This window comes from Rhabdaerophilum calidifontis, assembly GCF_008641065.1.
GTDB classification, from domain to species: Bacteria; Pseudomonadota; Alphaproteobacteria; order Rhizobiales; family Beijerinckiaceae; genus Rhabdaerophilum; species Rhabdaerophilum calidifontis.
Genome location: NZ_VTRS01000007.1, coordinates 101,220 through 119,148, shown reverse-complemented (window position 1 = coordinate 119,148; position 17,929 = coordinate 101,220). Strand labels below are relative to the sequence as shown.

At 71.1% G+C, this 17,929-nt stretch carries 25 protein-coding genes; 4 read left to right on the top strand and 21 right to left on the bottom strand.

The genetic code is table 11. The annotated features are described in order from the left end of the window. Nucleotide 1 precedes the first annotated feature (1 nt). Genes FWJ24_RS12120 through FWJ24_RS12085 form a run of 8 tightly spaced genes read right to left on the bottom strand, consistent with a single transcriptional unit; the run spans nt 2 to nt 3,484 of the window. Nucleotides 2-643, bottom strand: a complete 642-nt coding sequence (locus tag FWJ24_RS12120) for a DUF2460 domain-containing protein (RefSeq protein ID WP_150288137.1) — start codon at nt 641-643, stop codon at nt 2-4. A gap of 17 nt (nt 644-660) precedes the next feature. Beyond that, nucleotides 661-1,128, bottom strand: a complete 468-nt coding sequence (locus tag FWJ24_RS12115; RefSeq protein ID WP_246155670.1) for a phage tail tape measure protein — start codon at nt 1,126-1,128, stop codon at nt 661-663. Then, nucleotides 1,118-1,342, bottom strand: coding sequence for a rcc01693 family protein (locus FWJ24_RS12110; RefSeq protein ID WP_342788615.1), 225 nt, complete (start codon nt 1,340-1,342; stop codon nt 1,118-1,120). The genes FWJ24_RS12115 and FWJ24_RS12110 overlap by 11 nt, the downstream gene beginning before the upstream one ends. A 20-nt stretch (nt 1,343-1,362) precedes the next feature. After that, on the bottom strand, nt 1,363-1,725 hold the full coding sequence (locus FWJ24_RS12105; RefSeq protein WP_150288101.1) for a GTA-gp10 family protein: 363 nt from the start codon (nt 1,723-1,725) through the stop codon (nt 1,363-1,365). 7 nt (nt 1,726-1,732) lie between these two features. Beyond that, nucleotides 1,733-2,143 (bottom strand): phage major tail protein, TP901-1 family, encoded by a 411-nt coding sequence (locus FWJ24_RS12100; protein WP_150288100.1) that lies wholly within the window; start codon nt 2,141-2,143, stop codon nt 1,733-1,735. A 17-nt stretch (nt 2,144-2,160) separates the two neighbouring features. Then, entirely contained in the window at nt 2,161-2,574 is a 414-nt protein-coding gene (locus FWJ24_RS12095) for a DUF3168 domain-containing protein (protein ID WP_150288099.1), read from the bottom strand. After that, a complete protein-coding gene (locus FWJ24_RS12090) occupies nt 2,571-2,912 on the bottom strand; it encodes a phage head closure protein (RefSeq protein WP_150288098.1) in 342 nt (113 codons plus the stop codon). The genes FWJ24_RS12095 and FWJ24_RS12090 overlap by 4 nt, the downstream gene beginning before the upstream one ends. After that, complete coding sequence (locus tag FWJ24_RS12085) at nt 2,909-3,484, bottom strand: head-tail connector protein (RefSeq protein ID WP_166443690.1); 576 nt, start codon at nt 3,482-3,484, stop codon at nt 2,909-2,911. Before FWJ24_RS12085 ends, FWJ24_RS12090 begins: the two co-directional genes overlap by 4 nt. Before the next feature lie 69 nt (nt 3,485-3,553). Here FWJ24_RS12085 and FWJ24_RS12080 point away from each other — a divergent pair, with 69 nt between their 5' ends. Further along, nucleotides 3,554-4,312 carry a S1 family peptidase gene (locus FWJ24_RS12080; RefSeq protein ID WP_150288096.1) on the top strand — a complete coding sequence of 253 codons (759 nt, stop codon included), beginning with the start codon at nt 3,554-3,556 and terminating at the stop codon, nt 4,310-4,312. Between the two features lie 4 nt (nt 4,313-4,316). On the opposite strand, the gene FWJ24_RS12075 is transcribed toward FWJ24_RS12080, so the two are convergent. The 8 genes from FWJ24_RS12075 to FWJ24_RS12040 form a co-directional block, all read right to left on the bottom strand. Then, nucleotides 4,317-5,516, bottom strand: coding sequence for a phage major capsid protein (locus FWJ24_RS12075; RefSeq protein ID WP_150288095.1), 1,200 nt, complete (start codon nt 5,514-5,516; stop codon nt 4,317-4,319). Between the two features lie 3 nt (nt 5,517-5,519). Beyond that, entirely contained in the window at nt 5,520-6,122 is a 603-nt protein-coding gene (locus FWJ24_RS12070; protein ID WP_150288094.1) for an HK97 family phage prohead protease, read from the bottom strand. A 13-nt stretch (nt 6,123-6,135) separates the two neighbouring features. Then, nucleotides 6,136-6,321, bottom strand: a complete 186-nt coding sequence (locus FWJ24_RS12065) for a hypothetical protein (RefSeq protein ID WP_150288093.1) — start codon at nt 6,319-6,321, stop codon at nt 6,136-6,138. Continuing rightward, nucleotides 6,318-6,509, bottom strand: coding sequence for a hypothetical protein (locus FWJ24_RS12060; RefSeq protein WP_150288092.1), 192 nt, complete (start codon nt 6,507-6,509; stop codon nt 6,318-6,320). The genes FWJ24_RS12065 and FWJ24_RS12060 overlap by 4 nt, the downstream gene beginning before the upstream one ends. After that, entirely contained in the window at nt 6,506-7,699 is a 1,194-nt protein-coding gene (locus FWJ24_RS12055) for a phage portal protein (RefSeq protein ID WP_150288091.1), read from the bottom strand. Before FWJ24_RS12055 ends, FWJ24_RS12060 begins: the two co-directional genes overlap by 4 nt. A 30-nt stretch (nt 7,700-7,729) precedes the next feature. Continuing rightward, the gene (locus FWJ24_RS12050; protein ID WP_150288090.1) at nt 7,730-9,109 is read right to left on the bottom strand and encodes a DNA-packaging protein; all 1,380 of its coding nucleotides are present in this window, start codon (nt 9,107-9,109) and stop codon (nt 7,730-7,732) included. Beyond that, nucleotides 9,009-9,440, bottom strand: coding sequence for a hypothetical protein (locus tag FWJ24_RS12045; protein WP_150288089.1), 432 nt, complete (start codon nt 9,438-9,440; stop codon nt 9,009-9,011). Before FWJ24_RS12045 ends, FWJ24_RS12050 begins: the two co-directional genes overlap by 101 nt. Nucleotides 9,441-9,701: 261 nt before the next feature. Further along, on the bottom strand, nt 9,702-10,187 hold the full coding sequence (locus FWJ24_RS12040) for a YcgN family cysteine cluster protein (RefSeq protein ID WP_150288088.1): 486 nt from the start codon (nt 10,185-10,187) through the stop codon (nt 9,702-9,704). Between the two features lie 115 nt (nt 10,188-10,302). On the opposite strand from FWJ24_RS12040, the gene FWJ24_RS12035 reads away from it, so the two are divergent. Genes FWJ24_RS12035 through FWJ24_RS12025 form a run of 3 tightly spaced genes read left to right on the top strand, consistent with a single transcriptional unit; the run spans nt 10,303 to nt 13,654 of the window. Next, the gene (locus FWJ24_RS12035) at nt 10,303-12,516 is read left to right on the top strand and encodes a transglycosylase domain-containing protein (RefSeq protein ID WP_150288087.1); all 2,214 of its coding nucleotides are present in this window, start codon (nt 10,303-10,305) and stop codon (nt 12,514-12,516) included. A gap of 11 nt (nt 12,517-12,527) precedes the next feature. Continuing rightward, the gene (locus FWJ24_RS12030) at nt 12,528-13,109 is read left to right on the top strand and encodes a DUF1214 domain-containing protein (RefSeq protein ID WP_150288086.1); all 582 of its coding nucleotides are present in this window, start codon (nt 12,528-12,530) and stop codon (nt 13,107-13,109) included. Continuing rightward, nucleotides 13,106-13,654: a DUF1254 domain-containing protein gene (locus FWJ24_RS12025; protein ID WP_150288085.1), complete on the top strand. Its 549-nt coding sequence runs from the start codon at nt 13,106-13,108 to the stop codon at nt 13,652-13,654. The genes FWJ24_RS12030 and FWJ24_RS12025 overlap by 4 nt, the downstream gene beginning before the upstream one ends. 27 nt (nt 13,655-13,681) lie before the next feature. Here FWJ24_RS12025 and FWJ24_RS12020 read toward each other — a convergent pair whose 3' ends face one another. From FWJ24_RS12020 to FWJ24_RS12000, 5 genes are all read right to left on the bottom strand, one after another. After that, complete coding sequence (locus FWJ24_RS12020) at nt 13,682-14,551, bottom strand: hypothetical protein (protein WP_150288084.1); 870 nt, start codon at nt 14,549-14,551, stop codon at nt 13,682-13,684. Nucleotides 14,552-14,622: 71 nt separating this feature from the next. After that, nucleotides 14,623-14,871 (bottom strand): hypothetical protein, encoded by a 249-nt coding sequence (locus FWJ24_RS12015; protein WP_206110838.1) that lies wholly within the window; start codon nt 14,869-14,871, stop codon nt 14,623-14,625. A gap of 62 nt (nt 14,872-14,933) precedes the next feature. Continuing rightward, nucleotides 14,934-15,281 carry a DUF1491 family protein gene (locus FWJ24_RS12010; protein WP_150288082.1) on the bottom strand — a complete coding sequence of 116 codons (348 nt, stop codon included), beginning with the start codon at nt 15,279-15,281 and terminating at the stop codon, nt 14,934-14,936. After that, entirely contained in the window at nt 15,281-16,081 is an 801-nt protein-coding gene (locus tag FWJ24_RS14830; RefSeq protein WP_150288081.1) for a peptidoglycan-binding domain-containing protein, read from the bottom strand. Before FWJ24_RS14830 ends, FWJ24_RS12010 begins: the two co-directional genes overlap by 1 nt. Before the next feature lie 16 nt (nt 16,082-16,097). Beyond that, nucleotides 16,098-17,699, bottom strand: a complete 1,602-nt coding sequence (locus FWJ24_RS12000) for a hypothetical protein (protein ID WP_150288080.1) — start codon at nt 17,697-17,699, stop codon at nt 16,098-16,100. Nucleotides 17,700-17,929: the final 230 nt, after the last annotated feature.

Genomic DNA, 17,929 nt, shown 5'->3' with positions numbered 1-17,929 from the left:
GTCAGGCCCTCAATTCGACGAGCGGGATGGAGGGGATCGCCCCCGCCTCGAAGGCGGAGAGGTCGAATTCGAGGAAATCCGTGTCGAAACGCACCGGCACATCGAACACGAAGCCCGCCGTCACCGCCGCGCCGGGGGGCGGGACATGGCCGGGCTGGAAGGTGACGATCCCGCTCGCCGCATCGGCATGGAATGCGGTTCCCGCCACGGCCTCGATCCCGGCCACAGCCACCCGGACGGACCCCGAGACCGGCTTGAGGATCGGGCGGGAATAGGGGGCGAAGACCGTGCCATAGGTCTTGCGAAGCGCGAATTCGACACGGGCACCATCCCCGGTGCCGAGCGCCTGGTCGAGTGGGCCCGGCGCGGCGTTGCCGGGCGCCGAGGTCCAGTCGAGGCGGTCGCGGAAGCGGAAGCCGTGCAGCCGGCCGCGCCGCTCCTCGAAAAAGGCCACGATCTCGGCGAGCCGGGCGATGGTCTTCACGCCGTAGCCGGCATCGTATTTGCGGCGGGAATGCGCCCAGCGCGCGTTACGCTCCTCGCGCCCGGTGGCGGTGGTGACGATCTCGGTCTTGCGCTCCGGCCCGCCCCGCGCGCCGAGCGCGATATCGAGCGGGAAGCGCACCTCGTGAAAGCCGGCGATGCTCATCCTGTCCTCCGTCAGAGATTGCGCTGGCCGCGCGTCACGGCGCGGGCGAGCGCGGCACCGATCTGCCCCTCGGAATTGCGGAAGCTCTCCGCGTCCGGCGTCGAGACCGCCATGTTGACGGTCACGCCGCCGCCACCGAACAGCCCGCCGAACCCCGCCTCCCCGCCCCCGGTACCGCCCGAGAAAAGCCCCTCGCCGCCACCACCGCCGCCGAACAGCCCGGAAACCGCGCCGCTGATCCCGTTGAAGACCGAGCCGAGCCCGGTCTCCAGCGGCTTGAAGGCCGCGCGCAGGGAGAGTTCGACGAGCCGCTCCCCGAGCCGCTGGAGGATGTCGTCGAAGCTCCGGCCCTGCGCGATGCCCGAGGCGAGCGTGCGCGAAAGCGAGCGGCCGAACTGGGTCGCGAGCTGGTCGAGCCGGGACATATGGTCGCCAAGCCCGCCCAGGGCCTCGGCCGCCTCGTCGAGATCATGCGCCATGGGGATGGCTCCTTGCAGCAATCGGAACGGAATCATCGGGAAAGCGCGCCATCAGCGCGGCGAATTCGGCGCGTCCGAGCGGCGACACGGCACGGCGACGGCCGGTGCGCGCTTCGAGCGCCGCGAGGAATTCCGGCAGCGTCAGGCGCCAGAAGGCATCCGGCGGCAGGGCGAGGATCCCGAGCCCGAAGGCGAGCATGTCCGGCCAGGGCAGGCCGGCATCCGCGTCCGGGTTCAGGCTCCCCGCGCCGCCGGCAGCGGAGGGTCCGGGGGGCGCGCCGCGCCGGCCTCCCCCGCGAAGCTCGCCTCGAACAGCACGCCGAGCGCCGCAAGAACCGCCGGCAGGTCCGAGGCCGCCACGCGGGCGGCCACCGTTTCATCATCGATCGCCGCACCGCCGCCGCGGATCGCGGCCGCGAGCACGATCGCGAGGTCGCGCGCCGAGAGCCGCCCGCCGCCGAGCCGGGCGCCGAGCGCGCCGAGGCCGGGAAGCTCCAGCGCGGTCTCGATCTCGGCCAGTGCCTGGAGCGTCAGGCGCAGGGTGAAGCGGGTGCCGTCGAGCACAAGCGTCACCTCGCCACGATGCCTGTTCGCCATTTCGCCCTCACAGCGCGGTGAAGACGAGCGCGCCGGCGCTCTCGAGCGTCATGTCGAACGTGACCTCGCCCTGGTGCTCACCGCGGAAATCCAATGCGGCGACCTGGAACGGCCCCTCGATCGTGCCGAAATCCGGCAGGACCACCTGGAACCGGCGGATCAGCCCGTCGAAGAAGATCTGGCGGATCAGCGCATCCGAGGCCGCGTCCCGGAACACGCCGGCGCCGGTGATGCTCGCGCGTTTCACGCCGGCGCCGTCGAGCAGTTCGCGCCAGCGTCCGGCCGATTCCGAGTGGGTGATGTCGACCGCCTCGGCATTGAAGGCAAGGCGGCGCGTGCGCAGCCCCGCCACGGTTACGAGAAGGCCGGTTCCGTCATCGACCTTGAGAAGCAGATCCTTGCCGCGTTGCGCCGCCATGGAATCCCCCGTCGGGTTCAGGTTGGTTCGGTGAAGGCGCGAAACCGGAGGATCGCGCGGGTGAGGCCGGAAGCGGGATCGTGCCGGGTTTCGACCTGACGGAGATCGAGCGCCACGAGCCGATGCGCGCTCAGCACGGGAAGCGGGTCCGCCAGGGCAGCAGCGACCGCCGCAGCCAGTTCGAGCGCGCCGGCGCTGCCGCGCTCCCGTGTCACGCCGACGAGTTCGCAATCGATGATCGCACCTTCGGCAAGGCTTGCGCCGTTCTCCGTCAGCCGGGCATCGCCGAGGGCGAGATAGGGCGGGTCGAGGCCGCGCGGCGGCGCGTCATGCACGGCGCCTCCGATCAAGGCCGCGAGATCCGGATCGGCGAGAAGCCGCGTCCGCAGCGCCGCCTTGAGGCTCAGGATCGGGTGGAGCGGCACGGTCATGGCGTCGTCTCCTCACACAGGCAGACGAGGTCGCGGCGGCGTCCGTCCGGATCGAACACGGCGCGGATCAGGAAGATCCGCGCGCCGAGCCGGAACCGCATCCGGGGATCGATGCCGGGCCGGTGGCGCAGGGTGATGCGCGTCTCCGTCCGGCCTTCGGCCCGGCCGGCTTCCACCGGCTCGCGCCCGCCCGTCGCCTCGATCCGCGCCCACAGGGTCGCGAGCACCGCCCAGCCCGGCCGGGCGCCGCCGAGCGCATCGGGGATCTCGGCCGGCGCCTCGACCACGATCCGGTGCCGGCGCAGGCCGCCGGCAACAATCCGCCGCGCCGCACTCATCGCGCGCTCCCCAGGCGGAAGCGCCGGAACGGCTTGAGCAATGCGCGGATCGCGGGCGGCAGCCCGGCCTCGACATCCCCTGCATCGCCGCGATTCTCGTACCAGAGCATCACCAGGCGGCGGATCGCGAGGCGGATCGTCTCGGGCACGGCGCCGGCCGTCTCGCCGAAGCCGAGGCGCAGGTCGATCTCGATCCCGGAGGCAACCCGGCCGGGATTGGGCGTTTCCAGCGGCAGGATCCCGGGCGGATCGGCATGCGGGAACACGGTGAAGCGATCGGCCGCGATCGGCACCGCCGGCCCCTCCGACGGGAAGACGCGCCCGCCGGTGACTGCCAGAATCCGCCCGATCCGCACCGGAATCAGCCCGCCTTCCGGCCAGCGATCGCCGACGAGGCGCCAATTCTGACCGATCAGCACCTGGCCGTTCTCGGCCTCGACCATCAGCCGGGCCGCCACGATCAGCGCCATGACGAGATCGTCCTCGTCGGGGCCGTCGAGCCGCAGCCAGAGCTTCGCCTCGGCCAGCGTCACCGGCTCCAGCGCCGGCCCCTCGATCAAAACGGGTATCATCGCAACCATCCTCTCGACAGCGCCGCATGGCGCTTGCGCGGGGCCCGGTCCGGTGCCAAGGTCCGGCCCGTGATCAAGGCTCGCCGCTTCGCTGTTCTCGCACTGGTGCTCGCCGCGGCCGTGCCGGAGGCGTGGGCGCTTGGCGGGCGGGCGTCCGGGCCGGATTCAGGGCTCGGTGCGCATCTCGTCATGGTGCTCTCGAACGAGCGGAACCGGCACGGCGCCTGCACCGGCACCGCCATCGCGCGCGACATCATCCTCACGGCGGCGCATTGCGTCGCCGGCAACAAGCGGATCGCGGTCGCCTATCCCGAGAACGGCTCGCATGTCCTTCAGCGTGTCGCGGCGAAGGCGATCCATCCCGGCTTCTCGCCGCGCTCGCGCGTCTCGATCGACATCGCGCTGATCCGGCTCGAAGGCCAGCTTCCGGCCCGCTTCCTGCCGATGGCGATCGACCGCGGCGCGGGCGGGCATGCCGTCGGCGCGCGGCGGGTGATCGCGGGGTTCGGCCTCGCGGTCGACGGCCTCGAGGAAAGCGCGGGCACCCTGCGCAGCGCCCGCGTCTCGGTTCTGCCGCGCTTCTACCCGCGCTTCATGCGCCTCGGCTACACGCCGGATGCCGGGCTCGACGATTTCGCCGTCTGCACCGGCGATTCCGGCGGTCCGGTCCTGGAGGACCGGCTCGTCGTCGGCGTGGTCTATGGCCGCGAGGCGTTCGGCCGCGCGAAGAGCTGCGGCACGACGGCACAGGCGGTGCGCGTCGCGCCGCAGGCCGGCTGGATTGATGGCGTGCTCGGCCGCTGGGGGCGGAGCGCCGCCGCGCCCTGACGGCTCAGGTGCCGAAGCGCAGCAATTTGATCGCCTCGAAATCCTGGACGCCGCCGCCGACGCGCTTCGTGGTGTAGAACAACACATAGGGCTTGGCGGAATAGGGATCGCGCAACGCGCGGATGCCGATCCGGTCGACCACGAGATAGCCGCGTCGGAAATCGCCGAACGCAACCGAATGGCTGTTCGCGGCGATGTCCGGCATGTCCTCGCTCTCGATCACGGGGAAGCCCATGAGGCTCGGCCGCGCACCGGGCGTCGTCGCCGGCGCCCAGAGATACTGGCCCGAGGCATCCTTGAACTTGCGGATCGCGTTCTGCGTCTTGCGGTTCATGACGAAGACGCCGTTCTGGCGATAGACGCTCTTCACCGCATGCGCGAGGTCGACCAGCGTGTCCGAGGGGTTGGAGGCCGGGAAGGCGCCGGAGACGCCGGTGGCGATCATGCCGATATTGCCCCAGGTGAAGGCACTGTCCGCGACCTTCGGATAGGTCATGAACCCCTTGGGCTTGTTGGTGCCGTCGCCGTTGACGAAGGCCGCGCTTTCCTGCTCCGCGAAGGACATCAGGATCTCGTCGGCGATCCATTCCTCGACATCGACGGCAGCGTCGTCGAGCATCGCCTGCGTCGCCGCCGGCTGGGCGAAGAGTTCCATCGTGTTGAAGGTGATCTCGCCATAGCTCGAGGCGCCGATCGTGTTGCTCGGCGGGGTCTCCGTCGCCCAGCCGGCATTGGCGCCCACGGGATAGACCGCCTTCTTGAGCGAGATGTTCGCGAGCGGGCGGACGCTCGCCACCGAGCGGATCGGCGAGAGCGAGGCCATGCGGGCGAGGATGCCAGCCTCGGCGTCCGGCGGCAGGAGATAGCCGCCATCGGGGGCGATCGCGCCGTTCAGCGCCTTGGCCTCGATGAGGCGCAACGCCTCGCCCTGGCCGGTGCGGATATAGGCGTCGAAGGCGGTCTTGTGCTCGAGCACATCGCCGCCCTCGCGCCCCGGCATCGGCGCCAGCGCTGGCCGGCGCGACCATGTGGCGAGGCGATCGATCGCACGGCCGATGCGGTCGACCTTCTCCTCGAGCAGGATATCGGCGCCCTGGCGGCGCTCGATCTCGGCGAGCCGTTCGTCATTGGCGGCCCGGAAGGCCTCGAAAGCCTCGAGCACCTTGGTCTCCGGCGCGGCCTGCGCCTCGTTCTGATGGTCCATGGTTCAGGTCCTTTGCTGGAATGCCGGCCAGCCGGCGGAAGTCGCCGCGCCGCCTCGGCGCGGCATGAGGGCGGCCCACGCCGCCTTGACCGAGCGCACCCTGGCCTGCGGCAGGAGCGGGAAGGTCACGAGCGAGATTTCCCAGAGATCGACGCGTTCGAGCCGGCGCAGGCCGGTCGCGGGATCGCGCCGCTCCGCCTCGCTGCGATAGCCGATCGACAGCCCGTCCACGGCGCCGCGCCGCATCAGGCGCAGCGCCTCGCGCCCCCGCGCATGGCCGAGATCGAGCGCGCCGCGGACATAGAGCCCGTGCCGGTCCTCGCGGATCTCGCGCCATTCGCCGATCGGCTGCGCCGGATCGTGCTGCCAGAGCAGCTTCACCCCCCGCGCGCCGCGCCTTTCCAGCGTCGCGCGGAAGGCGCCCGGCAGCACGACGTCGCGGCCGAGATCCATCACGCCGAAGACCGAGGCATAGCCCTCGAACTCGCCGGCGGCATCGGGCGGGAGAAGGTCGGCGTCCGCGCGCTTGAGGGAGGGGGCAGGCGCGCGGACGCCTCTTCCGGCCGGTGGGGAGGTTAGCCGGCCGAAATCGGGAAGCTTCGTCATCGGGAAATCCGGGTCAGGACGGGCGATGGGATGGATCGTCAAGGCGCGTGATGCGCGCCTTGGTCTCGGGCGCGGCGCGCTGCGGCCGCTCCAGGCGGCCGATCAGCGTGAAGAAGCGGCGGAAGATCAGGTCCGCGTGGCGCGGATCGGGGCGTTCAGCCCCTTTCCGCCTGCAAAGGGAGAGGCGGGGCAGCATCATGGCTCGATATCTCCATGGCGGGCGTTGAAGCGCGCGAGCTCGCGCAGGAAGGCGTCGAAGCGCCGGTTGGCGGCGGCGTTCTCGCGCAGCACCTGCACCAGCAGCGCCGAGGCACCGCTCGCCCAGAGGAACAGCGCGAGATCGGCGAGATCCCCGCGCGAGAGCACGAATTCCGTGACCGCGCTCATGCCTCCTCCCGGCCCGTTCCGGTCAGGGGAGCCGTGCGGCGGCCGTAGCCGAGCGCCTCGCGCTTCTCCTCCTCGGTGAGGAAGGGCGCCTCGCCGACCCGCTTCCACAATGCGGCGCGTTCGGCGGCCAGCGCCTCGATCCGGTCGAGATCGGGCTCGAAGCGCAGCGTCTCGGCGAAGAGCGGCTGGAGCCAATGCGCCATCGCCGCCATGGTGCGCGAGGCGAGCGGCAGCACCGTCGTACGCCAGAAGGCGCGGTTCGCCTCGGCATAGTTGGCGTGGGTATTGTCCCCCGGCAGGCCGAGCAGCAGCGGCGGCACGCCAAGCGCCAGCGCGATCTCGCGCGCCGCACCGGCCCGCGCCTCGAGGAAATCCATGTCCTTGGGCGTCAGCGAGAGCGGTTTCCAGTCGAGCCCCCCTTCGAGCAGGATCGGCCGGCCGGCATTGCCGGAGCCCTGGAACGCCGTTTCCAGCTCGGCCTTCAGCCGGTCGAACTGATCGTCCGAAAGATTGTCGTTGCCCTGGCTCGCATAAACCAGCGCACCGGAGGGGCGCGCGGAATTGTCGAGCAGCGCCTTGTTCCAGCGGCTCGCGGCCTCGTGCATCTCGAGCGCGACCTGCGCCGCCGCGAGCGGGGCGAAGCCGTAATGATCTTCGAGCGGATCGAACAGCCGCAGATGCAGGATCGGCGACAGACCGGACGGCTCCACCCCGAAGCGCGTCACCGAAGCGCCGACCGCGTATTCATAGCCCGCCGGCCAGCCATCCGGGCCGGTGACGACCGAGACCCTGTCCGGGCGCAGGACATGGATCTCGCGCGGCGCATCCGCCTCGGCGAGCAGCGCGCAATAGGCGTTGCCGGAAAGCAGGAGATGGCCATAGACCGCCTCCATCAGCTCCGGTCCGCTCTGGCGCGGGTTCGGCCGGCGCAGCAGCTGCTCGGCCGGGTGGTCGCGCCGCTCGGCCCCGTCGGCAAGGATCGTCCAGGTCACGCTCGCGGCCGCCTCGGCGACGAGGCGAACGGAGCGGTGAACGATCGCGTTGCGGTGGTAGCCGGCCCGGACGAGCCCCGCGCCGGCACGCTCGCGGAACAGGCCGGGCGCGGGCTGATGAAAGGCCACGAAGGGCGCCGGCCGCGCGGCCTTCTTTCGCCCCTTGCCGCCGATCAGACGGCCGAGAATGCCAGGCATCCGTGTCTCCTTGCCTTCGACAGAATCCGCTCAACCGATCAGCCGCCGCACCCGCGGCGCGCCGGCCTCGCCGTCGAGCGCGAGATGCGTCACCGCCCAGACGAGCGCGTCGAGCCGGTCCGGAGACCGTCCCTCCGCCAGCCCGTCGGGGCCGAAGGCGACCATCTCGTCCTCGAGCGCCGGGAAGCATCCGGCATGGCGCACCCGGCCCTGGGCGTAGAGCGCCGCCACCGGCTCGGCGCGGACATGCTTGCCGCGCCGCGCGCGCACCGGCGTCACCGGCACGGCGGCATCCACCGCGCCGAGCACGCTCGCGACCATCGCCCCGCCCTGGTTGATCTCGGCGACGAGCGCATCGGCCTCGTGGCGGCGATAGGCCTCGATGGCGCGCGCGGCCCAGCGTTCCGGCGGCGCCGATTCGAGCGAGGCGTCCTCGACGACATAGACGAGCCCCGCCGCGTCCCGTCCCGCGACGATGATGCCGCAGCGTCCGCCGCGCCGCCCGCCCGCCGGCGGATCGACCGCGACGACGATCCGCGCCAGCGCCGGCGGCGATGCGCAGCGGCCGGCCTCGATCGCCTCGCGCCGGAACAGCGCGTCCGGCCGCTCCTCGATGAACAGGCCGTCGAGTTCCTGGCGCCCGAGCGCCGTTCCGGCATAGCGGCCGACGATCTCAGCCAGGAAATTCGGCGCGAGATTGGCGGCATTGGCCCGGGTCGGCGCATGGCTCAGGGCCGTGCGGGGGTCGGCCGCGAGGCGCTTGAGCAAGGGTGTCGGCCGCGGCGTGGTGGTGATCACCTGCCGCGGTCGCGCGCCGAGCCGCAGCCCGAATTGCAGCATGTCGAAGGCCTCCGCAGCATGCGGCCATTTCGCGAGTTCGTCGCACCAGGCGGCCTCGAATTGCGGGCCGCGCAACGATTCCGGATCCTCCGCCGAAAACCCCTGCGCCACCGCGCCGTTGGGCCATTCGAGTCGCCGCCGCGAGGCATGCCAGACCGGCCGCTCGGCCGGCGGGTGGATGGCGCGGAGGCCGGAGACGCCCTCGACCATCACCTCGCGCAGATCCTGCATCGTCTCGCCGATGATCGCGATCCGGCCGACGGGGCGCGCCGCGAAGGGCGGGCGTCCGAGCGCCAGCCCCCGGACCCATTCGGCGCCGGTGCGGGTTTTTCCGGCGCCGCGGCCGCCGAGCACCAGCCAGGTGCTCCAGTCGCCGCCGCCCCGCGCCGTTTCCGGCGGCAATTGGTCAGGCCGCGCGAACAGCAGCCAGTCCGTCAGGAACCAGACGAGGTCGCCGCCGCGGAGCCCTTCAAGCAGGTGCCTCCCCTGGCCGCTCTCGACGCAGCTGATCAAGGCGTCGCGCAAGCTCGGCGCGGAAATCTTCGAGGTTTCGGGCCTCGCCTGCGTCATCCGTGCTGTCTCCGGCCTCGCCGCGGGCGGGCATTCGCGAATCGGCGATCAGGCGGCTGCGTCGCGGCGCCGGCGCAGCGGCCTCCGCCGCCTCGACCTCGAGCGCGACGAGGTCGCGGACCGTCCGCGCGAGGATCGCCAGCGTCTTGGCATCGCGCTCGAGATGGGCGGGATCGGTCTCCGCCGCCTGAAGCCGCGTCTCGATCTCGGCCACCTGCCGCTCGGCCGTCCGCCACAGCCGCGCCACGAGGCGGCGGCGGCCCGCCGGGCGCGCCCGGCGGATGGGGGGCGGTGCCGCGTGCCCGGCCTCTTCGGGTCTCATGCTGGTCATGGTCTCGTTGTCCCTGCCCGGCAGACGCCCCGGCTGCGGGGCGCCGCAAAGGAAAGGGCCCGCGTCGCCGCGAGCCCTGACGATATGGATGAGCCCGGTGCAAACCGGGACGGACGCCCCCTCGGACGTCGCGAGAATGATCATGAGGAAGGTTCCGGCGGCGGAGAGCGCCATCCGCCCGCAATTCGGGAGCGTGTCCGAACCCTAGCGTCAGGCCGTGACGCTGTCAACGATATAATTCCTATACTAGGAATATTTACCTTAATCGCGGGGATTTCTCCGCCGCCGCGGCCAGCGCCCGGGCCATTGCCGGATGCGCGCCACGAGTTCGGGCAGGGTAAAGGCATCCTCCAGCCCGGAAACGCGCCCCCGGACGCTCGCGCCGGCTTCCTCGACGCTCTCCGCCCGACCGCTGACAAGCGGATGCCAGGCCGGAAGATCCCGCCCCTCGGCCAGCAGCCGATAGGCGCAGCTCGGCGGCATCCAGCCGAGCGCGCCGGCATTCTCGGGCGTGAGGCGCACGCAATCGGGCACCAATGCGTCGCGGTTCTCGTAATCGCGGCAGCGGCAGGTGCCGGCATCGAACAACCGGCAGGCGACATCCGTGAAATAGAACTGCCCGCTGTCCTCGTCCTCCATCTTGATGAGGCAGCAGCGGCCGCAGCCATCGCACAGGCTCTCCCATTCCGCCGCATTCATGGCCGCGAGGGGCTTGGTTTTCCAGAAGGGCGGGGCATCGGCCGGCATCCATCTGCCATTCACCGGCCTATCACCGAGGTCAAGCCCCCGATGCCGCGCCAACACTGGCCAGAGCGGAGGCGGTGAAGTAGAAACATCCTTTGCGTCGCAGGCGGTTGATAGCATGGCCGAGTTCCGGAAGATCAGTCTTGCCGAGAAGATCGCCCGCCGGGCGCGCGATCTCGACGCCTGGCTCGAACATTCGCTGCACGCGCTCGGCGAGCGCATCAAGGAGGGGCTGTGGCGGATACGCCATGCCTCCGACGCGCTCGAACCCTCCCCCGCCGGCCGCGCGCTCGTGGCCTTCGCCTGCGAGGCGCTGACCTATGCCGCAATCGGCGGCGTGCTGATGACGGCTTTGGCCAAGCCCGCCTTCCGCGCCGTGGACGAGGACAATTGGCTGAAGCGGCAGGATCTCGCCGTCACCTTTCTCGATCAGAACGGCGAGTTGATCGGGCGGCGCGGCATCCTGCATTCGGAATCGGTACCGCTCGAACAATTGCCGGAGCATCTCGTCAAGGCGGCGCTCGCAACCGAGGATCGCCGCTTCCATGACCATTTCGGCATCGATATCGGCGGCCTCTCCCGGGCGCTGATGGCCAATGCTCGCGCCAACGGCGTGGTGCAGGGCGGCTCGACCATCACCCAGCAGCTCGCGAAGAACCTGTTCCTCTCCAACGAGCGCTCGCTCGAACGCAAGATCAAGGAGGCGTTCCTCGCCTTCTGGCTCGAAGCGCGGCTCACCAAGCCCGAAATCCTCAAGCTCTATCTCGACCGCGCCTATCTCGGGAACGGAGTGTTCGGGGTGCAATCGGCCGCGGAGCATTATTTCGGCAAGGATGTCCGCGACATCACGCTCGCGGAGGCGGCGATGATCGCCGGGCTGTTCAAGGCGCCGTCGAAATATTCCCCGACCATCAACCTCCCCGCCGCCCGCGCCCGCGCGGCCGACGTGCTCTCGAACATGGTCGAGGCCGGGTTCCTCACCCAGGGCCAGATCGCGACCGCCTTGCGCAACCCCGCGACGCCGGTCGAGCGCCAGAACGAGAACATCGCCGATTACGCGCTCGATTTCGCCTTCGAGGAGGTGCGCCAGCTCGCCCTGGCCGGGCGGCTCGGCCATGAGCGCATCCTCACGGTGCGCACACCGATTGATCGCGGCCTCCAGCGGCATGCCGAGCGCGCCGCCGAGGCGATCCTGCGCCAGCACGGCGCGACTTACGGCGTGCGCCAATACGCGATCGTCACGCTCGATCTCGATGGCGGCCTCAAGGCCATGGTCGGCGGGCGGGATTACGGCCAGAGCCAGTTCAACCGCGCGACCATCGCGATGCGCCCGCCGGGCTCCTCGTTCAAGCCCTATATCTACGCCGCGGCGCTGGCGCAGGGGCTGATCCGCCCCGATACCGTGGTGACGGACCGCCCGACCTGCGTCTATGCCGGTTTCACCTGGTGCCCGGCGAATTACGGCCGCTCCTTCGCGGGCTCGGTGCCGGCGACGGTGGCGCTTGCGAAATCGATCAACACCATTCCCGTGCAGCTGACCGGACTGCTCGGCCAGAACGGCCGCGATGCGACCAGCGACAAGGCCCATGCCCGCGGCCGCAAGAAGGTCATCGCCCTGACCCGCGCGCTCGGCTTCACGACCAATCTGCGCGACGTGGTGCCGCTGCCGATCGGCGCCTCGGAACTGACGGTGGTGGACATGGCCAACGGGTTCAACGCCTTCGCCAATGGCGGCAGGCGGGCGAAAGCCTATGCGGCGCGGGAGATCCTCAGCGCCGCCGGGGCCGTGCTCTACCGCGTGGAGGATGAGCCGGACCGCCATCCCCAGGTGATGCCGGAGCAGGCGGCGCGAGACCTCAACTTCATGCTCTCCAAGGTGCCGACCGAGGGAACCGGCCGCCGCGCGGCGCTGCCGGGCGTGCCGCATGCCGGCAAGACCGGCACGACGGACGAATACCGTAACGCCTGGTATGTCGGCTATTCGGGCAATTTCACCACCGCAATCTGGTTCGGAAACGACGATTATTCCCCCACCAACAACATGACCGGCGGCTCGCTGCCAGCGATGACCTTCCAGCAGGTGATGGCCTTCGCCCATCTCGATGTCGAACTGAAGCCGCTGATCGGCCTGCCGGAGACCGACAGGCCGGTGCGCGACCCCAAGCTCGCCGAGATCGCCGGCGCCGTCGAGGCGACGACGATCCAGGCCCGCCGCGCCTATCGCCTCACCAATCGCGGCCGGGCGATCCTCAAGGAGATCGAGCTTCTCGCGGAAGAGCCGGCGGAGGGCCCGCTTTCCGCCGCGCCGACAGAGCCCGCGCGACGCTCCTGAACGTTCCGGCCATGCGCGCGCTTCTCGTCCTGCTGACCATCATCGCCGGGTTCGCCGCCGGCATCGCGCTGACGATCAGCGCGATCGGCCCCGGCGCGGCGCTGATCACCCGCCATGTCGGGCCTTGGGAATTCTCTCCGCGGGTCGGCTCGGCCGAGATCGATCCCTATGCCCGCGCGCGTCTGTTCTCGGAAGGCGAGCTGCCGCTGGCCTCCGGCGAGGGCTATGCGCTGCGTGCCAGCCGCGATGCCGGCGGGCAGCCGCTCGATACCGCCTGCCATTACCGGCTCTCCTCGCCCGTTCCGCCCGCGCGATTCTGGACGGTGACGCTCACCGATTCCGCCGGTCGCCTCGTCGCCAATCTCGCCGAGCGGCACGGCTTCACCTCGGCCGAGATCATCCGCGACCAGGACGGGCGGTTCGCGATCGAGATCGGGCCGGATCCGCTGCCGGGCAACTGGCTGCCCTCCTCCCGCGCGCAGCGGCGCTTCACCATCGTTTTCCGCTTCTACGAGACCCCGCTCAGCGCCAGTGCGACCGAACTCGATCCGCGCATGCTGCCGCGCCTCGAACGGATCGGGTGCGCGCCATGACGATCCTCCTCCACGCCGCGCTGTTCATGATCGTCGCCGGAATCACGCATATCGCGGCGATCTTCGCCCTCCCGCATTTCGCGCGCTCGGACATCTTCTCGCGCCTCGACGAGGAGGCGCCGGTCAACGCGATGGCGCTGGTCGATCGCCGGGCGCTCATGTCCTGGCCCTATGCCGATCCGGCCATGGCGATCGCGGTCTGCCGCTACGATCTCGCCGAGGGGCCGGTGCGCATCCGCGTGCCGCTGTCCGAGACCTTCCTGTCGATCACCTTCGCGCTGCCGCGCCGCGGCATTTTCGCCAGCGTTTCGGACCGCGCGGCAACCGGCGGGGCGCTCGATGTCGTGCTCGCGACCGAGGCCCAGCTCGACCGCATCACCCGCCTCGACGAGGAGGATCAGGCGGTGGAGGAAATCCGCATCGTCGCGCCGCGCCCTGCCGGGCTCGCGATCCTCAAGGTGATCGTCGACCGTCCCAGCGCGCGGGAGCGCGCGGAGGCCGTGCTCCGCCGCGCGCAATGCGGCAGCGAGGCGCTGCCGGGCTGAACCGGCAGGCGATGGTTCAGGGCAGGGTCAATATTTCCGCACGAGCGGGCGCGGCGTGATCACCGGCGGCATCTCGGCCTCCGGCAGGCATTGCGGCGGAATCACCGCATCCTTGCGGAAGCCGGCGATGTCGCGCTCGAACGCCATCAGCGTCCGCTCGGCCGGAATCGCCTCGCGCTCCGGGCCCTCGACGATCAGATGCTCGAGCGAATAGCGGTATTGCTCGGCCTTGTCGAAGAAGGCCCAGTTGACCCGCGCGATGATGATCGCGTTCTCGCATACGCGCGCGATCGCCTCGGCGCGGTGCTCCTCGGTCAGATAGCGGACATGGCCGAGGCTCTGGAGACGGATATGGTCCGCCTGCCGCACCTGGCTCGCGACCAGCTTGAAATAGGGGATCAGCGCGTGATCCGCCGCGATCGAATCGCGCACCCGGTTGTAGCGCGAGGTCAGCGATCTGAAATTGCCGCCGGGGCTGGTGATCGCACGCAGATTGGGCGAATCGCCGAGGCCGCGCCCGCCGCCGAATTGCGGCCCGCCCATGATTGTGCGGTGATAGAGCGTCACGTCCTGGGAGCGCGGCGGCAGGATGCGGTGGAAGGCGAGGTTGTGCTCCATCCATGTGCCGCGCGGCGCGTCGTTCTCGGGCATCAGGAAGTTCCAGGCGCGGTTGCGCAGCACCTTCTCGTCCTCGGTCAGCGCGTAGCTGGAGGAGGGTTCGCCCCGCGCCTTGGCGGCGAGCATGCCGGTGAAGGGCAGCAGCACGTCGTTGGTGAAACCGGGCTGCGGGCGACCGAAATCACCGGTCGTCGAGATGCAGCCGCCGAGCAGCAGCGCCGTGGCGAGACCGCAGGCAGCGCGGAGGGACGGGTTCGACGGGAGAGGATGGCGCGCCATCGCGAGGGCCTCCGAGACGCCGGATGCGGAAACGGAACGGAATCGGGAACGCGGATACGCGGAACGCGAGGCTACGCACGCTTGCGCCGCCGGCCCCGCGGCGCATCGCGGGTCGTGGGCGCGAGAATCGGGTCGTCATGGCGCTCGTAGCGAACACCAAGGAAAAGGAGGATCGTCGCGGTGCGCCCGCCCACCGCGCCTTGGGGCGCGGCGTTTTTCTGTCTGGCCTCCAGATGAGGCCGCAAGCGGATGATTTCGCCCATGGCCAGTTCCTTCGATGCCGCGACGGCAACGCCTGCCGGGCGTTCCGAATCGGGCATCTAGCGTCAAACTCGGCGGAAATCGTTAACGGAGGCCTAACGGGCGTCCCGAAACGGAGCCGTCATTCCGGCGAAAGATCGAGGAAATGCCGCCCGCCCCGATCCTCGATCTCGATGATCCAGCAATCGGGGTCGAAATCGATCTCGCGCACGAGACGCGCTTCGATCTCGGCGCGCGGGAGCACCTCGTCCTTGTGAAGGCGGGAGAAGGCGCGCCCCGGCGCCTGCGCGCCGTAACTGCTTTGCGGCGCGGGGCCGTAGAGCGTCCCCGTGCCGTCGAGGCGGTCGACCACGACAAGAATCGCGCCGGCCTCCGCGCCGCCGCGGCGGCGCAGCGCGGCAAAAACCCCCTCGGCGGCGCAGCGCCGCAGATGGGCGGAGACGAAGAAATCGCTCGTCAGCCGCGCCATCAGCGCGCGATCGCGATGCCGGTCGCCGCCGCCAGCGCCTGAAGCACCGGTCCCTTCGGCTCGCCCTTCGGCGGCAGCTTGCGGTCGGTCTCGAATTTCGCGATCGCCGCCCGCGTCGAGGGGCCAAGCTGGCCGTCCTCGGTCAGCGGCCCGTAGCCGGCCTTGTTCAGCGCGCGCTGGACATCGAGAACGGTGCGGTTCGGCTTCTCGGGCTCCACCGATTTGCGCAGCAGGTCGAGCAGTTCGTCCTTCATCGTCGCCCGGCTGCCGCTCAGTTCGCGCAGCAATTCCTCGCTCGCCCGGCCGTCCACCGGCAGGCGCTGGCCGAACTGGAAATCGCGGATCGCCTGCACGGTCATCGGCCCGGTCCGGCCGTCGGCCTCGCCCTTGTAGAGCCCGCGCCGCGCGAGTTCGCGCTGGATCTCAGCCACCAGCGCGTCGCCGCCCTCGCCGGCGGATTTCGGCTTCTCGCCCTGCCCGCGATCGGCGGGCTTCTCGATCCGCTCGGCACGGCCGCTGCCCAGCGGCACCGGCGTGAAGGCCGCCTGCCGGATGGTGGAACCGCCATCCGGCCGCAGCGGCGGCAGCGGCGCGCCGTCGGCGCCGCGCGCCAGCGTGCGGAAGAGCGGCGCGGGATGCCGGTCGTTCTGGAGCACCACCGCATTGACCGCGACGATGCCGGCAAACAGCACGAGCCCGGCCAGGATGGCGCGCTGGCGCGTGAGCACGCGGCCAAGCCGCGGCCGGCGCGGATGCGGCGCACCGGCGGGGCGCGGCTTCATCGGGGCTTCGCGTTCCACCATGTTCTCCTCCCCCTCACGACGCGAGCCGGACCGCCGGCGCATCCGCCCGGCATTCCGCCGCATAGGCGCCGCGAAGGCGCAGCCGCCGCGCATCCGCTTCGCCGTCCTCGAAGACCAGCGCACCGCCGGCCGCCGCCGCCGCCTCGATCTCGGCCTGGAGCCCGTCCGGCGCGGCCGGGTCTGCGCCTTCGTCGCGGTAGCAGGTCAGGACCAGATCCTCTCCCTCGCGTGCGAAGACGATCTCGGCGCGTGCAGCCCCGGCAGCGTGGCGCATCAGCGCCTCGACCGCGAGCCGCGCGGTGGCGGGTTCGAGCGCGGCCGGCGGCAGCGCCTCGGCGGAGCCCAGGCGGATCTGACCGATCTCGACCGCCCGGCGCAGATGCAGCGCGCGGATCGCGTCGCCGACGAGCCGGCCGGGTGTGATCGTCTCCCGCGCCGCGCGCGGATGGCGTGCCAGATCGAGCAGACGGCCGAGCAGGACGGCGTTGCGATGCGCCTCCGCGATGGCGCGATGCGCTTCGGCCGCGAAATCGCGATAGGTCGCGATGTCCCGCGGCGCGAGCTGCGGATCGGCGATCATGTCGAGAAATCCGAGGCCGGCATTGAAGGGGGCGACGCAATCATGCAGTGCCCGCCGGAGCGGCACCGGGTCGAGCGTCGCCACCGGGCCCGGCGCGGCATCGGCCGCCGGCGCCTCCCCATCGCGCTCGATCACCACGATCGCGCGCCCGGCAAGACCGGGCAGCGGCTCGACGCCGAGCCGCCGGACAGAGAAGCGCGGCGGCGCGGGGTAACCAGCCCCGGCCGGCGCCTCCAGCATGCGCAGCGCCAGATCGCGGCTCGCGACGCCGCCGTGCACCGCGCGCGACAGCGCCTCGAGCAGCATCGGGCGATCGGCGATCAGGGTGGCGGCGACAAGCGATTCCGCCTCCGCGGCTCCGCGCGATGCCGCTTCCGCCGCGTCCCTCTCCGCCGCGGACAGGACGGGGTCGATCATGCCGACGATATCCGTCACCACCACGCGGCGGCCGCTCCCCCGCGCCTGCGCGGCGAGCAGGGCCCGCAGGCGCAGGATCTCGGCGCCGAGCGCCGTGGGGTCCGCACGGCCAAGGTGCCGGCGCAGGAGCGCCTCGACCGGCACCGGCAGCAGCGCCGCGAACAGGACCGGCAGGGCGGCGGGAACAAGGATCGCGGCCGTCAGCGCCACGGCCAACGCGGCAAGGCCGAGCAGCAGGGCGCGCGGGCCGGGGCGTGCCTCGGCCGAGATCGCCGCATCGCTCAGCGCGACAAGCCCGATCGCGGCGGTCACCGGCCAGGGCGCCGCGGCGGCGGCGATCAGCGGCGCGAAACCGGCGGCGGCAAGCATCGCCGGGGCGCCGCGCGGCCCGAAACGCACATGCAGCACCAGCCCGAGCAGATTCCAGACGAGAAGCCCGGCCGCCGGCGCGGCCAGAGCGGCGCTTTCGGCGGCATGCGTGAAGAAAGGCTGAAGGAGCGCCGCAGCGGCCGCGAGCACACCGGCGCCGCGCGCGACAAGGCGCGCGCGGCACACGGCCTCCTCCGCCTCGTCGGCGCCCGGATGCGCCCGCCGATCCTGCCTCGGATCAATCGCCATGGATACGCGGCTTCCCGTTCTGTCTCGCCCCAACCCCGCACGAGACCCTGCGGTGCGGGTCCTTAAACGGAGCCTAAGAGCCGCCGCCCGCCAGCCCGCCGGGCGGCGGTTCCGGCGCGATCAAGCGCGGTTTTAAAACCTATGGTGAACAACCCCTCTCCATACCCTTCGAGCGGATCGCGATCCCGCCGCGATTCCAGGGCGTCCCCCGCCTCTGCCGGGCGATTGAA

Bases quoted from the DNA above. Each gene is read 5' to 3' on its own strand.
- FWJ24_RS12115 (WP_246155670.1), bottom strand. From the start codon at position 1,128: ATGGCGCATGATCTCGACGAGGCGGCCGAGGCCCTGGGCGGGCTTGGC.
- FWJ24_RS12105 (WP_150288101.1), bottom strand. From the start codon at position 1,725: ATGGCGAACAGGCATCGTGGCGAGGTGACGCTTGTGCTCGACGGCACC.
- FWJ24_RS12100 (WP_150288100.1), bottom strand. From the start codon at position 2,143: ATGGCGGCGCAACGCGGCAAGGATCTGCTTCTCAAGGTCGATGACGGA.
- FWJ24_RS12095 (WP_150288099.1), bottom strand. From the start codon at position 2,574: ATGACCGTGCCGCTCCACCCGATCCTGAGCCTCAAGGCGGCGCTGCGG.
- FWJ24_RS12090 (WP_150288098.1), bottom strand. From the start codon at position 2,912: ATGAGTGCGGCGCGGCGGATTGTTGCCGGCGGCCTGCGCCGGCACCGG.
- FWJ24_RS12085 (WP_166443690.1), bottom strand. From the start codon at position 3,484: ATGATACCCGTTTTGATCGAGGGGCCGGCGCTGGAGCCGGTGACGCTG.
- FWJ24_RS12075 (WP_150288095.1), bottom strand. From the start codon at position 5,516: ATGGACCATCAGAACGAGGCGCAGGCCGCGCCGGAGACCAAGGTGCTC.
- FWJ24_RS12070 (WP_150288094.1), bottom strand. From the start codon at position 6,122: ATGACGAAGCTTCCCGATTTCGGCCGGCTAACCTCCCCACCGGCCGGA.
- FWJ24_RS12065 (WP_150288093.1), bottom strand. From the start codon at position 6,321: ATGATGCTGCCCCGCCTCTCCCTTTGCAGGCGGAAAGGGGCTGAACGC.
- FWJ24_RS12060 (WP_150288092.1), bottom strand. From the start codon at position 6,509: ATGAGCGCGGTCACGGAATTCGTGCTCTCGCGCGGGGATCTCGCCGAT.
- FWJ24_RS12055 (WP_150288091.1), bottom strand. From the start codon at position 7,699: ATGCCTGGCATTCTCGGCCGTCTGATCGGCGGCAAGGGGCGAAAGAAG.
- FWJ24_RS12050 (WP_150288090.1), bottom strand. From the start codon at position 9,109: ATGACGCAGGCGAGGCCCGAAACCTCGAAGATTTCCGCGCCGAGCTTG.
- FWJ24_RS12045 (WP_150288089.1), bottom strand. From the start codon at position 9,440: ATGACCAGCATGAGACCCGAAGAGGCCGGGCACGCGGCACCGCCCCCC.
- FWJ24_RS12040 (WP_150288088.1), bottom strand. From the start codon at position 10,187: ATGCCGGCCGATGCCCCGCCCTTCTGGAAAACCAAGCCCCTCGCGGCC.
- FWJ24_RS12035 (WP_150288087.1), top strand. From the start codon at position 10,303: ATGGCCGAGTTCCGGAAGATCAGTCTTGCCGAGAAGATCGCCCGCCGG.
- FWJ24_RS12030 (WP_150288086.1), top strand. From the start codon at position 12,528: ATGCGCGCGCTTCTCGTCCTGCTGACCATCATCGCCGGGTTCGCCGCC.
- FWJ24_RS12025 (WP_150288085.1), top strand. From the start codon at position 13,106: ATGACGATCCTCCTCCACGCCGCGCTGTTCATGATCGTCGCCGGAATC.
- FWJ24_RS12020 (WP_150288084.1), bottom strand. From the start codon at position 14,551: ATGGCGCGCCATCCTCTCCCGTCGAACCCGTCCCTCCGCGCTGCCTGC.
- FWJ24_RS12015 (WP_206110838.1), bottom strand. From the start codon at position 14,871: ATGCCCGATTCGGAACGCCCGGCAGGCGTTGCCGTCGCGGCATCGAAG.
- FWJ24_RS12010 (WP_150288082.1), bottom strand. From the start codon at position 15,281: ATGGCGCGGCTGACGAGCGATTTCTTCGTCTCCGCCCATCTGCGGCGC.
- FWJ24_RS12000 (WP_150288080.1), bottom strand. From the start codon at position 17,699: ATGGCGATTGATCCGAGGCAGGATCGGCGGGCGCATCCGGGCGCCGAC.